We start from the raw sequence: 14,533 nt of genomic DNA, 5'->3' as shown, positions 1-14,533 counted from the left end.
GGTCTAATACTTCGGCGGAGGAATCAACCCCTCCCGGTGCCTGGGAGCTCCCCTAATTCTCTAACGAGGCCTGCCTCAGACCGTGCGACGAGACCCTCCGCTCCAGACATGCTCGAAGGTCTGAGGCATGGCCTCGTTAGCAATGGGCCGAACTGTTCAAGCAAGGTGACGCACGCCAACAACTCGTCTTGGACGTCCCTGGGCAAGGCGTGATACTCGGCGACGAAGTCGTCATGGAAATCAGCTGTCCAAGTCACGTCCGGAGTATGCACTCAAAGACATATGTTGTCAAAGGCATTGTCCGGTCGAGGATCTTCCGCTACCCCAGTCGCGCGTGCGATGCGGACGGCCATGCCGCCGAGGGGCGAGCCTGGTGGTGTGACCCGAGCGGCAGGCTGGGTCGCCGTTCGGCCAGGCGATTTGGGTGGAACCCGGGAAAGACCCAATAGGTGCCCAATCGACTGCTGCAACCCGTTGTGTCTATTGAATCGTTATCGGCGCTCGATCGGGTCGTGCCGATAACTCCGCCGATAACGCAGAGAGCTGGATTCTGGACTCTCTCTTCGGACAGTCGAGGCATCGCCGGGTCCAGCAGACACCTCACCCAGTAGAGCTGCGGCGCGAAGGACTCCTCGCGCCTTCGCTCTTCGAGCTACGGCGTCGCAGGCGCGTTGCTATGGCGGACAGCCTTCGCGAGTACTGGGCTTGCCAGCCGAAGCTCACCCGAGGATGGTGCAAGCTGAGGGTGAGCGAAGGCTGGTGCGGAAGAGAGGATTTGAACCTCCACTGCCTTGCGGCAACAAGCTCCTGAGGCTTGCGCGTCTGCCAGTTCCGCCACTTCCGCACACGAAGAGACAGGCAGGAACAAAAAGTATAGCAGCCGAAGCTTGCCGCTACAATACCTCCGTAGACCATGAGCTCACTCGAAGACGTTTTCTCCGCGATCAACCGGCTGCGGGATCTCCTTACCCGTCACGGCCTCTCAACGGAGATACTCGATGGCGCATAACCACGAGAACGCCGTTCGCGACGCCGTCGTCCAGCGCCTGTTTGACGCAAAAGCCGAGTGGCATCGGGCGCAGGCACGCCTGCCGCTCAAGGAGAAGGTGCGCATCCTGCTCGAACTGCAACGGCAGGACGTTCCGCTCATCGCGCGACGGCGGCCGCTACGTTCGTGGGAAAAACCCTGGCCGATCACGCCGTAGGCGGCGACACGGGCCGGGCTGGAGCCCGGCGATCCCAGGGGAGCCCGCTGTCACGCTGATCTCCCGAATTCCGAACCCGCCCGCCACGCCGAAGCCGGTATTGCCGGCAGCCGGCGAAGGCGGGAATCCCAAATCCCGAACCCCGAATCCCTGGTCCAGAATCCCCAATCCCCAACCCCCAAACCCTACTTCCGCGCCAGCTTCGCCGGGAGGCCATCGACCGTCGAGAACGGCCGCAGCCGGAATCGATAGCTGTACGCCTGCGCCGGCAGCTGATAGGGTGGATGGGGCAGCGCGCCCCAGCTGTTGTCGCCGCCCACACCCATCTGTTTGAAATCAAGGCTCACGTACGTCTCGGCCCGCTTCGTCATCTCGTAGGTGTGCTTGGCGTTCCACATGTCTTCGTGGGAGTAATGACGAGCCGCGGCGCTCAGAAGCGGCATGCCCACCGCGAGCAGCCCGATGCCTTGCTGATTCGACACGGCGATCCAGCGCACGTCAGCCTTGTTCCCGTTCTCCTGCGGCTTTGAGTAGTCGGTCCACTGCTGGTCCACGGTGCCGCGATACAGCCCCACACGCGCTTCGTTGCGATCACTGTAAGTTTCCTCGGGTCCAGGCCCGAGCCACGTGACCTGCTCGAACCCTGCCGGCATGACCATCTGCATGCCGAAGCGGGGCAGCATCGGCAGATCGCTCCTGCCCGGCGTAAAGGAGGCGTCGACGATGATGTCTCCTGAGGAGTGAATGGTGTAGGACACGGCGTAGCGTGACGAGACGACCGGGATCGTGGCCTTCACGTCCACGCGGACGACGCCGGGAGAGGCCTTTGTCACGGTCACCGACTCAACGACCCACGACGCTCGTTCCGGCGCCTTGTCGAGTGTCGACGACTTCGCGCCCACCGGCGTGCGGCCAGGGAAATCCTCTGCTGCCGTCGCCGGTTTGGTCTCCCACGAACCACTGGCCTGCCGCCATACATCGAGCTTGGTTTGCAGCTTCGCCCCGCGATCGTTGTCGGTCCACGCGCGCCAGAAATCGGGCCGAAGCCCCTGCTTGATGAGTTCGACGCCGCCATAGACGAGCGACGACAGCACGCCCGACTTCTTGTCGAACGCGACCTTTGAGGTGCGCCCCTCGATGACGAGCGTATCGGCGCCGTCGGTGACGGTCAGCGGCGCGGCGAGAGCCACGGATGCCGCTGCCGGCGGCGCGGCTGGCTTCGCGATCGGCTTCGCGATCGGCAGCTTGAACTGCTCGTACGCCATCTCGTCGCCGGCCTTGCCGCCCCACGCTGTCGGCTGCTTCAGCCGGAACGACAGATCCAGGAAGTACTCAACGCCAGGCTGCAGTGTGATCGCCGGAATCGGCAGCGTCACCTCGCGCTTCTCCCGTGGTGCCAGCTTGAGCGGCGCAATCGCGCCACTGGCGACCATCAGGCCGTCGCCTCTGACCTCCCATCTTCCCGTCAGCACAGCGTCCAGATTCGTGAAGTCGTACCAGTTGGCGAATTCGATGATGAACTGATCGAGATTGACGGGACGCATCTGGAGGTACTGATAATTCTTCTTGACGACCAGCAGTCCGGGATGCGGGACGCGGTCGGCGTTGACCAGGCCGTTCATGCAGAAGTTGAAATCCGACGGCACGTCCACCGGGCCGAAGTCGCCGCCAAACGCCAGATAGGTATCCTTGCGATCGACTTGACGGAAACCTTTGACGAATTCCGGGCCGCCGAGCAACGTGCGTTCGGGATGATCCTGGCGCGTGCCAGATGCGGGAATCCTCGTCCGGACGCCCTGATCGACCCAGTCCCAGATGAACCCGCCCTGGAGCTGGCGCTGGCTGTAGAAGAGGTCCCAGTACTCGCGGAAGTTGCCTGTACTGTTGCCCATTGCGTGGGCGTACTCGCACAGCACCATGGGTCGAGACTGCGGCGTCGCCACGTATTTTGACAGGCCTGCCGGCGGCGTGTACATCGGCACAACGAGATCGGTATGCGGGCGCTGTCCGGCACGCTCGTACTGAACCGGCCGGCTCGTGTCGCGCTGATGGATCCAGGCGCTCGTGGCTTCGAAGTTGACGCCGTCGCCCGCTTCGTTGCCCAGCGACCAGATGACGATTGACGGGTGGTTCTTGTCGCGTTCCACCATTCGCATCGTGCGATCAAGATGCGCGGCCTTCCACGCCGGGTTGTTGCCGAGCGTTTTCGTCGGCTCGTAGCCCATGCCGTGCGACTCGATGTTGGCCTCGTCTACGACGTAGATCCCATAGGTGTCGCAGAGATCGTACCAGGCCGGCGTGTTCGGATAGTGCGACGTTCGCACGGCGTTGATGTTGTTCCGCTTCATCAGGCGGATGTCGCGCAGCATCTGCTCGATGGTGACGTACTGGCCCGTGTCGGGATCGTGCTCGTGCCGGTTGACGCCTTTGAAGAGGATGGCGCGGCCATTGAGCAGGAACTGGCCATCCTTCATTTCGACCTTGCGGAAGCCGACGCGCTGGGGAATCACCTCGATCGGGCGCGCCTTGTCGTCGAGCAGCGTCACGAGCAGCGTATAAAGCGTGGGCGATTCAGCAGACCATTTCTGCGGGGCCGGCACGACCAGGGTGATCGAAGACGATGAGGACTTTCCGGCATCGACGCCGTTGAGCGTCACAGTCTCTTCGGCAATCCTGGCATTGCGCACACCGAGCAGCGTCGCGCGCATCGCGAAGGACCGGGGGCTGGTGGCGGTGTTCTGGATATCGGCCTTCACGCCCACGCGACCGTCGCGCAGGTCGGCATCAAGGTCGGCGCGCACCTCGACGTCGCGGATGTGGACCGTGTCGACCGACCAGAGTGTGACGTCCCTGAAGATGCCGCTCAACCGCCAGAAGTCCTGGTCTTCGAGATACGACCCGTCGCACCAGCGATAGACCTCGACGGTGATCAAGTTGTCGCCGGATTTCACAGATTTCGTGATGTCGAACTCGGCCGGCGTTCGGCTGTCCTCGCTGTAGCCGACGCGCTGGCCATTCACCCACAGGTAGAACGCCGAGGCCACGCCATCGAAATTGACGAACACCCGCCGCCCGGCCCAGGCGGCCGGCAGGGTGAAATGTCGGCGATACGATCCGACCGGATTATTATCGACCGGGATCAGCGGCGGATCGACCTTGCCCCATGGATACGTGATGTTGGTGTAGATCGGGACGTCGTGGCCTTCGAGTTGCCAGTCGGACGGCACGCGGATGGTCTTCCACGCCTTGTCGTCGAAGTCGACCTTATAGAAGTCGACGGGGCGATCGGCCGGCTTCGGAACCCAGTGGAATTTCCACGGTCCGTTGAGCGACTGATAGAACGGCGTCGCGGATCGGGCGTTGATGAGGGCGGACGGTTCGTTGGGATAGATCGTAAACGTGGCGTGCGGCGCCTCGCGATTGACGCCCACGACGACGGGATCCTGCCACTCGGGAGGGGAAGCGGTTTGCGCCGATGGCGTCGGCCGCCACCACGCCGCCGCCATCAACACCACGACCACCACGCTCCATGTCGCCGTGCGCACAGCTTGCTTCATATATCAGCCTCCGCGGGCGGATCTTACCCCATGTTCACAGGGCGGGCACGGCCGCCTTCGCCTGCGGCTTCGGCGTGCCAAGGGGGGCCGCCGCCGACGCCTGAGTGCCGGGTCTGACCGCCTCCGCCAAGGCTACGGCGGTCCGCCGAAGCTCTACGCGAAGGCGGAAGACCCGGCCTCCAGTGCGAAAGACCCAGCCTCCAATCCCTGCTCCTTGCGCCCCTGCGGCGCACAGGTGACGGGACGATTCGCGAAGCGGCCCCTCGAACCAAGCCGACAGCGAAGTCCTGAGCGAAGTCGAAGGGCGGCAGTCTGCAAAACGCGTTGCAGGCCAAAGGGATCAGCCGGCGTTTTCGACCGCGGAGCGGCAGCCGGCGTCGAGCGGCCCGCCTCCGGCCGGAAACGTGTTTTGCCGGCTTGCGTGAGCGGGGACGCGGAGCGAATCGCCACGTCACGTGCGGCGGACTCGAACAGGGCACGTTTTGCCGGCTTGCGTGAGCGGGGACGCGGAGCGAATCGCCACGTCACGTGCGGCGGACTCGAACAGGGCACGTTTTGCCGGCTTGTGTGAGCGGGGACGCGGAGCGAATCGCCACGTCACGTGCGGCGGACTCGAACAGGGCACGTTTTGCCGGCTTGCGTGAGCGGGGACGCGGAGCGAAACGGCGCGTCGCCTCGCACCCGCTGGGATCGCCGGTCGCCTCCGACGCGGAACGTTTCAGGCCATGCGCTTGAGAATGACGAGCGAGATGTCGTCGTACGGACGGGCGTTGTTAATGAAGGCGTTGACCGACGAGAGCAGGCGCGCGCCGGCATCGGCCGCCGTGAGCGCCGAGAGTCCGGGCATCAACGCCCTCAGACGCTCGTCGCCATAGAAGTCGCCGCTGGCATTCATCGCGTCGGTCAGACCATCCGAGTAGACTACGAGCATCTCGCCAGGCTGGAGCTCGACCTGCTGCTCCTCAAACGAGGTCCGCGGCATCAACCCCATGGCCATATTGCCGCGAGGCAGGTCGTGGAATCCGGCTGGGGTCACGACAATTGGCGGCATGTGCCCGGCATTGACCAGCGTGATCCGGCCGCTGTCGGCGTGCACATCGAGATACACCAGCGTCACGAACCGGTTGGGCAGGCCGTCGCGGCAGAGAATCGCATTGACGCGTGACGCCAGGTCGGTCAGCGACGTCGCAACGGTTGCCAACGCGCGCAGCGTGGACTGGACCTTGGCCATCAGCAACGCGGCCGGCAGGGCCTTGCCGGCCACGTCGGCCAACGCCAGGGCGTGCCGGCCCGGCTCGACCTCGAGGTGATCCACCAGGTCGCCGCCGACATCATTGGCCGGCATGGTGTAGAGCCACACATCCCAACCCGCCACCGTCGGGTTGCCCTCCGGCATCAATGCCCGCTGCACGGCACGGCCCGCAGCCAGTTCGTGCCGGGCGACCAGTTTGTCTTTGAGTTCCAGCATCAGCAGCAGGAGCAGCAGGCCGGCGCCCAGCACGGGAGTATCGATACTCGCGCCGCCATGACTGCCTTGAGTCGAAGTGCTCGCGCGAAACGACAGAATGCACAGCGCGAAGATGAGCAGCACACGCCGCGCCGGCGTCAACTTGAGGAACAGCGATTTCAGCAGCCACCAGAGCCGGACGAAGAACCGCTTGACCCGCGACATCTCCTGCAGGCGCAGGCGGTACTCGTCAGACAGATAAAACGATTCCAGATCGTCGAACGTGCGACGAATCGCCGCCCAGAATCCGCCACTCCGGACATCGTCTCCAAAACCCCGGAAATCCTGCTTCAACTGGTCCCAGAGCCTGGGGTCGTCTGGCGCGCCTGGTGCGGTGGTCTGCATGAGTCTTCTCGTCTATCCTCGCGGCGGTCGGGCCTTCGCGTCGCCGGAACGGTCCATTCGTTGCCTTCAGTCAGTATTGACGGACACCGGCGCCCGCAAGTTCACCGCTGCGACAGGGTTTCGGCTGAAGGCGCATCCTGTCGACCGGCCCGCGGCTGTGCCCGCCACCCCAACGCGGGTGCCGCGTCGGGGGCCCCGGCCGGGAGCCATTGGGGCAAGTGCTATACTCGCAATTTTGGTGGGAAGGAGGCCGTCGGTGGCAATTCGGCGCGGCGTTGGCTTGGTACTTACGATCCTGATTCTGGGCATCACCATCTCGGTGGGCGGCATGCTCCTGATGCTGATGCTGGTCGGCCGGGAGCCGACCGTCGTCAGCAATTCTGTGCTCACGCTGCGAGTCGAGGGCGACCTCGACGAGATTACCTCCGACAACGTGTTTGGAAATCTTGTCTCAACGAAGCGGCCGACGGTGCGCGGTCTCGTGGACAACCTCCGCAAAGCGAAGGTCGACACCCGGATCTCGAGCGTCATCATCAGGCCGGGCAACCTCACCTCGGCCTACTGGGCCAAGCTGCAGGAAGTGCGCGACGCGATCCTGGACTTCAGGAAGTCGGGCAAACAGGCCATTGGCTTCCTCGAATACGGCGGCACGCGCGAGTACTACGTCGCGACCGGGTGTGATCGCGTCTTTCTGGCGCCGGCCAGCCCGCTCGACTTGAGCGGCCTCGCCAGCTACGCGCTCTTCCTGCGCGGGACGCTCGACAAGATCGGCGCCACGGCCGACTTCTACCACATCGGCGACTACAAGACGGCGCCCAATCAGCTCACCGAGAAGACCTTTACGCCGGCGCACCGCGAGATGGAAGAATCGCTCAACAACGACTTCTTCGAGCAGCTCGTGCAGGCCGTGGCCGAGAGCCGGAAAAAGCGGCCCGAAGACGTGAGGGCGCTCATCGACGAAGGGCCGTACCTTCCGGAAAACGCCTTGCACGCCGGCCTGGTGGACGAGGTGGCGTACGAGGACCAGATCGAGGAGAAGGTGAAGCTGTCGAAGACGAAGACCTTCTCGCGCCTCGAGGCCGATGCCTACAGCAAGGTCAGCCTGGAATCGGTCGGCCTGGGCAAGGGGCCCCGCATCGCGGTCATCTACGCGATCGGCCTCATTAATTCCGGCCGGAGTGGTTACGACCCCCTCAACGGCCCCGTGGTCGGCTCCGACACGATCGTCGAATATATCCGCAAGGCGCGCAAGGATAGTTCGATTCGAGCAATCGTGTTGCGGATCGATAGTCCCGGCGGTTCAACGATCGCCTCCGACGTCATCTGGCGGGAACTGATGCTCGCACGCACGGGGACCCATCCCTGCCCGGTGGTCGCGTCGATGTCTGATCTGGCGGCATCAGGCGGCTACTACATCGCGATGGCGGCGCCCGACATCGTGGCGCAGCCCGGGACGCTCACCGGTTCGATCGGCATCTACGGGGGCAAGATTGTGACCGGCGGCACGTACGAGAAACTCGGGATAAACATCGAGGCCATCAGCCGGGGCAAGAACGCCGAGATGAACTCGCCGGTCCGCCCGTTCAATGAGTCGGAACGCCAGAAGCTGGAAGAACAGCTTCAGGCGTTCTACGACCAGTTCGTCGAGAAGGTTGCCGAGTCGCGCAAGATGAAGCCCGAGGCCGTCGATGCGATCGCGCAGGGCCGTGTCTGGACCGGGCGGCAGGCGAAACACCTGGGCCTGGTGGATGTGCTCGGCGGACTCGACCGTGCGATTGCCGTGGCCAAGGAGCGCGCGAAGATCGAGCCATCCCAGAATGTCGAACTCGTCACCTATCCGCCGCGCAGAAGCCTCTTTGATGTGCTGAGCGAGTCGTTCGGCGGGGGAGTGGACGGACGCGCGGAGGTGGCCGCGCTGCTGGGATTCACGGATCGGAAAGCCATCGCGGCCTTGACGGCCCCACTTCGTCTGTTCCGCCGGGGCGAGCCACTCGCGCTCATGCCCATGGGCTACATGCAGTAGGACGACGACGGAGCCAGAGCGCCTCCAGGATGTGGCGCGCGCACATCGCGACACGACGCGTGGAGATCGCCAGGTGCTGATGGCTACGTGCTGACCTTATGCAAGGGGGACGTGGTATGGCATGCCTGAACGCAGGCGCGATCACGGCGTACTTCGCCACCAGCTCGGCTTCAAGTTCCGTGTTGCGCTTCACCCTGACGTTAGATCATGCCCGGCGAAAGATGGCAACAGCACTCACGATGGGCGCCTCACTTGACGCGCTGAGAGCACATCCCGCACAGTCGTCCAACGCATGTTGGGATAGCGATCGTTGTCGAGCGGCTCTAGCTTTGCCCGGCCGTCGAACATGTTACGCATGTACTGCATGCCCTGCCATGCCGGGTAAAGTTCCTTCTCTCCGGGAGCGATCGTGCGCGCGACCTTGATAAGCGTGCCGAGCATGCCCAGACCTCCGGCGCGGAACAGGCGGAACTTCTTTCCGGTCACCTCACTCACGACCGCTGTCAGCTCCCGGGCGCTGAGTTGATCGCCAGCGATTCGTAGAATGCGAGGAGTGGACGGATCAAGAGCCGCGCTCGCCGTGAAGGCGGCCGTGTCGTCCATCGTCGTGAAGTCCATGCGCTGGTCCGCATTCCCCCAATAGAGGACGCGCTTCAGTTTGAAGAGAATGAGCGGCATCTGACCGGTCAGCATATCGGCAAACGCACCGTTGTAGATCGTGGTCGCTGAAATCGACGTCTTATCCAGGCGCTTGTGGAAGTCTCGGCGCAGATCGAGATTGCGATTCTCTCCGGGTGGAAACCTGGTGAAATCGATCGAGTAGTCGGACGGAATGAAACGTGGCACGTCAGCCTTGATCGCAGCGTCGAGCAGAACCGTTTGCGTCTCTACGATCACGTCCCGTAATCCCTGCAGCGCGGACACCACGCAGGACGCACCCGAGCATGCCGGTGTCACTTCGGAAGCGCTGCTCAAGTCGACACTGGCAATCGCTACGCCGAGCTCCTGCAGTCGCTCAATCTTGTCTCGCGCAGTGCCGTGGCGAACAAGCGCTCTTACGCTGGCTCCCCGTTCGAGCAAAGCTCTCGCGATGCGTCCGCCGAGATTACCAGCAGCTCCCGCCACAACGATGGTCGAGTCATTCATGATTCCGATATTAGAGAAAGAACAGCGTCGATACAAGTTGGGCACAGATCCGCGTGGGGGGTCGAGCCGCGCGCACCCACGGGTCGTAGCTGCTGGTAAGACTGGGTGTGGCGCTCGGCGCCAAGTGTTCCTGCTGTCATCACCAGCGTGGCGCACACAGCCACCACCAACTGTGTCGCCTTCGTGGCCTGCCTCAGCGCTTCGAGTCGCAAGTGCGGCCGCGTCTCGTTTTCGAGCGCATGGGCCGCAGTTGCTCCCTCAGCACTGAGTCCTGAGGGCACAAGTGCGTGGCCGTGTTTGTGCACCGAAGGACTCAGCACGTCAACCTCCAGGGTTTGAAGAAGCCGTGCGTTCGCTTACGCGCCGGTCGACCTATCGAGGGCCTCGCGGTTCATCTGGATCTTCATCTTCTGGCGCGCCTTTATCATGTAGGCGTTGAAGAACTGATTGCGCCGCTGGCCGAGCAGATCCTGTTTGATCGACTCCCGCGCGCCTGCGGCTTCGCTCGGGGCGATGTCCTTCCGCTCGATGACCTTCAGGATCGTCGTGCCATCCAGTGTCGCAATCGGATCACTCACGGCGCCGATGGCCTGTGAAAACGCGGCCTTCTCCACCGTGGCGTTCATGCCCACATCCGGCAGCGCGGTGCCGCGCGCGACGAGATCGCTCGTCTTGGCCTCGATCCCGGCCTTCTTGGCGGCTGCCACGAAATCGATCGCCGTTTTGAGGGCCGCCGCCAGCGTAGCCGCCTTCTCAGACGCCAGCTTGCTCGCCTTCTCCTTGATCACATCGTCGCGGGCCTTGTCCTTCACCTCGTCGAGCGTGGGGATTCGTGGATCTTCGCGACCCGAGACCGCCGCAAACGCGTACCCGCGGCCCACTCGCAAGGCGCCGCTGACTTCGTTGTTGCCAAGCTGGAAGATTTCGGCCGACACCTGCGGCGATCCGCCGAGGCTGAGCAGCGGCTCTTCACGCGTGAAGAACCCGGTCTCCTGGACCTTCCATCCGCGCGACGCCGCGACCTTGTCGAGATCCGGCGGCGTCTTCAGTTCCTTCGCCAGCTGATCGGCCAGGCCATCAGCGGCCTTCTGCGCCTTTTCCATCGCCAGTTGCTCGGTGATCTGCGCCCGCACCTGCTCGAGCGTTCGGGTGGTGGCCGCCTTCTTGTCCACGACCTTGATGATCTGGAAACCGACGCTGGTCTTCACCACGTTGCTCATCGTGCCGGGCGCGAGCGCGAACGCGACCTCGTCGAATTCCGGGCCTATCCGGCCTTTTGCGAAGTAGTCGAGGTCGCCGCCCTGCTTGGCGGTCGGCTCGTCCTCGGAGTACTTCTTGGCCAGCGCCGCGAAATCGGCGTTCGGTTTCTTGGCTTCGGCCAGTACTTTCTCCGCCTCGGCCCGCACGGCCTTCTCGTCCTTGCCTTCGCTCTTGAGGAGGATGTGGCTCGCGCGCACCTGCTCCGGCGTCGAGAATGTCTCGATGTTGTTGTTGTAGAACCGCTCCACCTCGCGCGAGGGCACTATGACGCCCTTGCGCTGGGCATCGAGATCGATCAGCAGGTACTTCACCTTCCGGCGCTCACCGATGCGGTACTTCTCTTTGTTCTTCTCGAAGGCGGCCGCGATCTCGGCGTCGGTCGCCGTCGCCTGGGCGCGGAACGTATCGGCGGAGATGTGCACGAGCTGCACTTTGACCTTCTCGTTGCGGCGCTGATACTCCGCGTCGGCTTCGGTGTTGGTCACGCTCACCCAGTCGGTCACCACGGCCTGCAGCTTCTGGATGAGCAACTGGCGCTTGAGGCTCGCCTCGAATTCGGGCGGGGAGAGGGGCGGACGGGCGTTCCTGAGCGTGATCTGGTAGCGCTGCTCGCCGACGAACCTGCCGTTTTCCTGGAACTCCGGCATCGACACGATGCGCTGGCCCACTTCCTCATCGGTCACGGTGATGCCGAGGCGTCCGGCTTCGGCTACCATCGCGCGCTCGTTGATCAACTGCTGCAGCACCTGCTGCTCGAATCCGAGCTGCTTCAGCAATTGTTCGCTGATGCCGGCACCGTAGGCCTGGCGGTACGCCGCGACCTGGCTCTGGTACGCCCGGCGGAACTCCGAGACGTTGATGCTGGTGCCATCCACCCGCGCCACTTCGTCATTGGAAGAGGTGCCGTCGCCGTTGCCCAGGAAACTGGGGATATAGAACACCACAAAGGTAAGACACACCAGGGCCAGGCTCCACTTGAGCCAGCCCTTGTGACGCCGCATGCGATCGAGCATCGTCATAGTGCTAATCCATTCCAGGAAGTAGAACTTCTAAGTGTATCGTCCAGGTCGAAGCGTCTGCAAGCACTTAGCGAATCCCCGGTCAGTTAGGGATTAGGGGTTAGCGGTTAGGGATTAGCCAATCCCCAATCCCTAATCCCCAATCCCTGATCAGTCCTTCGCCTGTCCGTAGTAGGCCTCGGGGCCGTGCTTCCGGGAAAAGTGCTTCTGGAGGAGCGCAGACGAGATGGCTCGCGCGTTGGGATTCAGGGACAACGTGCCGTAGGCCAGGTGGGCCAGCGTTTCGACGACACACGCCGTGTGGACCGCCGAACTGGCGGACGGCCCCCAGCAGAACGGGCCGTGGCCGTGCACGAGGACCGCCGGAACCTCTTGCGGATCCAGCCGGGCGAAGCGGCGGACGATCACGTGCCCGGTGTTGACTTCGTACGCCTGGCGAATCTCGCGTGGCGTCATCGGCAACGTGATCGGGATCGGGCCGGGGAAGTAGTCGGCGTGCGTCGTCCCCAGGCAAGGCACCTCGCGACCGGCCTGCGCCCAGGCGGTCGCCATTCTCGAGTGCGTGTGGACGATGCCACCGACACCGGGGAACGCCCGGTACAACACCAGGTGGGTGGGCAGATCGGAGGATGGCCGCAATGTGCCCTCGATCACGCGGCCGTCGAGGTCAGTGACGACCAGCCTGGCCGGCGTGAGTCGCGCGTAGTCGACGCCGCTGGGCTTGATCACGACCAGCCCCGATGGGCGGTCGATGCCGCTGGCGTTGCCGAACGCCTCCATCACCAGTCCGCGCCGGACCAGTTCGAGGTTGGCGTCGCAGACCTCGTCGCGCAGCCGACGCAGTTTCATCGTGTGGCCCTCGCCTGTGCCGCGATCTCTCGCAATCTCGGCAGCACGTGCCCGAGTGGCACCGCATCGGCACCACGCCGGCCGAGCGCGAAGTAGAGATCCCGGTACAGAGGATACATCTGGTTGTACGTGTCGACGGCGCTGGATTGCGGCTCGATCACGTCGTAGGACGGACACAACCGGTCCTGCGCTTCCTCGATCGTCTTGAACGCGCCGGCGGCCATGAAGGCGAAAATCGCCGCGCCCAGACTCGTGGATTCCCGTGTCGGCACCAGAATGGGCTTGCCGAGCAGGTTCGCGTAGATCTGATTGAGCGCCGGGTTCTTGCGGGGAATGCCTCCCGCATTGATGATCCGGCGGATCGGGACGCCGTGCTGCTCCATGCGTTCGAAAATGACACGCGTGTGGAACGCCGTGCCTTCAATGGCCGCAAAGAGCTCGTCTGTCGCCGTGTGGGTCAGGTTCCAGCCGAGCGTGATGCCGCCCAGTTCCGGGTTGACGAGCACCGTGCGGTCGCCGTTGTCCCACGTCAGGCGAAGCAGACCGGTCTGGCCGGCGCGGTACGCGCCGAGATGTTGTGACAGGTCCGTCACGGTCGTGCCGGCGCGCCGCGCGATCGCTTCGAAGATGTCACCAGTCGCCGACAATCCAGCTTCGATGCCCGTGTAGTTCGGATGAACCGATCCAGGCACGACGCCGCACACTCCCGGAATCAGGTCCGCCTGTTCGCTTATCGCGATGATGCAGGTCGACGTGCCGATCACATTGACCACATCGCCAAGCCTGACGCCGGCGCCGATGGCATCCCAGTGGGCGTCGAAGGCGCCGACCGGGACCGGCGTGCCGGCCGCGAGGCCCAGCCGGGCGGCCCAGGCTGGAGTCAGACGGCCCGCGATCTGGTCGGACGTACTGAATCGACCGCGGATCTTGGCTCGCACGCCAGCGAGGAGCGGATCCACGGCGGTGAGGAATTCCTCATCGGGCAGGCCGCCCCAGGCCGGGTTCCACATCCACTTGTGACCCATCGCGCAGACACTGCGCGGCAGGGCGTCCGGGTCCGTGATGCCGCAGAGCGTTGCGGCCACCATGTCGCAGTGCTCGAGCGCGGTGACAAAGCTCGTACGCTTCGAGGGATTGTGGCGGAGCCAGTGCAGGAGCTTCGAGAATCCCCATTCGGATGAATAGACGCCGCCGCACCAGTCGATGGCAGGCAGCTTCTTCTCGTGGGCGGTGGCGGTGATCTCGCCGGCCTCCTGCCACGCCCGGTGATCGCACCACAGGTAATACTGGTCGAGCGGCACCAGACCCTCGCCGACCGGCACGACACTCGACCCGGTCGTATCGAAGGCGATGGCCGCGATCGTGTGGCCGTCGATCCCCGCCTCTTCGATGGCGCGACCCGTGGCCGCTTCGAGGGCGCGCATCTGGTCGTCGTGCTTCTGCGTGCCGAGGTTCGGATCGTCCTTGCTCCGCTGGAGCGGGTAGTCGGCTGTGCCCGCCCCGAGCCGTCCGCGCGTATCGTCGAAGATCGAGACGCGGACACTCAACGTGCCGAAATCCACGCCGGCGACAACGGTCACAGTGTTACTCCTAACCCTGATCCTCGCGGCGGGAGGACGGTT

The 14,533-nt window shown here is 64.0% G+C and carries 8 protein-coding genes and 1 tRNA gene; 2 read left to right on the top strand and 7 right to left on the bottom strand.

Going from position 1 to position 14,533, the window contains the following annotated elements:
- Window positions 1–757 precede the first annotated feature (757 nt).
- Window positions 758–844 (bottom strand) — tRNA-Leu (locus NT151_06535).
- Between the two features lie 154 nt (window positions 845–998).
- Between NT151_06535 and NT151_06530 the strand changes: the two genes are divergently transcribed.
- Window positions 999–1,205, top strand: coding sequence for a hypothetical protein (locus NT151_06530; GenBank protein MCX6538576.1), 207 nt, complete (start codon window positions 999–1,001; stop codon window positions 1,203–1,205).
- A 185-nt stretch (window positions 1,206–1,390) separates the two neighbouring features.
- Here the strand turns inward: NT151_06530 and NT151_06525 are convergent, their stop codons facing one another.
- Together NT151_06525 and NT151_06520 are read right to left on the bottom strand one after the other, a co-directional pair.
- Complete coding sequence (locus tag NT151_06525) at window positions 1,391–4,762, bottom strand: DUF4981 domain-containing protein (GenBank protein ID MCX6538575.1); 3,372 nt, start codon at window positions 4,760–4,762, stop codon at window positions 1,391–1,393.
- A 718-nt stretch (window positions 4,763–5,480) separates the two neighbouring features.
- A complete protein-coding gene (locus NT151_06520; GenBank protein ID MCX6538574.1) occupies window positions 5,481–6,614 on the bottom strand; it encodes a PP2C family protein-serine/threonine phosphatase in 1,134 nt (377 codons plus the stop codon).
- Window positions 6,615–6,870: 256 nt separating this feature from the next.
- Here NT151_06520 and sppA point away from each other — a divergent pair, with 256 nt between their 5' ends.
- Window positions 6,871–8,637: a signal peptide peptidase SppA gene (gene sppA, locus NT151_06515; GenBank protein MCX6538573.1), complete on the top strand. Its 1,767-nt coding sequence runs from the start codon at window positions 6,871–6,873 to the stop codon at window positions 8,635–8,637.
- A 234-nt stretch (window positions 8,638–8,871) separates the two neighbouring features.
- Here sppA and NT151_06510 read toward each other — a convergent pair whose 3' ends face one another.
- The 4 genes from NT151_06510 to NT151_06495 form a co-directional block, all read right to left on the bottom strand.
- On the bottom strand, window positions 8,872–9,783 hold the full coding sequence (locus tag NT151_06510) for an NmrA family NAD(P)-binding protein (protein ID MCX6538572.1): 912 nt from the start codon (window positions 9,781–9,783) through the stop codon (window positions 8,872–8,874).
- A gap of 356 nt (window positions 9,784–10,139) precedes the next feature.
- Window positions 10,140–12,062, bottom strand: a complete 1,923-nt coding sequence (locus tag NT151_06505; GenBank protein ID MCX6538571.1) for a SurA N-terminal domain-containing protein — start codon at window positions 12,060–12,062, stop codon at window positions 10,140–10,142.
- A gap of 150 nt (window positions 12,063–12,212) precedes the next feature.
- On the bottom strand, window positions 12,213–12,905 hold the full coding sequence (gene araD / locus NT151_06500) for an L-ribulose-5-phosphate 4-epimerase AraD (GenBank protein ID MCX6538570.1): 693 nt from the start codon (window positions 12,903–12,905) through the stop codon (window positions 12,213–12,215).
- A 2-nt stretch (window positions 12,906–12,907) separates the two neighbouring features.
- Window positions 12,908–14,491 carry a ribulokinase gene (locus tag NT151_06495; protein MCX6538569.1) on the bottom strand — a complete coding sequence of 528 codons (1,584 nt, stop codon included), beginning with the start codon at window positions 14,489–14,491 and terminating at the stop codon, window positions 12,908–12,910.
- Window positions 14,492–14,533 lie beyond the last annotated feature (42 nt).

It is taken from the genome of Acidobacteriota bacterium, assembly GCA_026393675.1.
GTDB lineage: Bacteria > Acidobacteriota > Vicinamibacteria > Vicinamibacterales > JAKQTR01 > JBAXOX01.
This window is presented reverse-complemented; position numbering and strand designations above follow the sequence as displayed.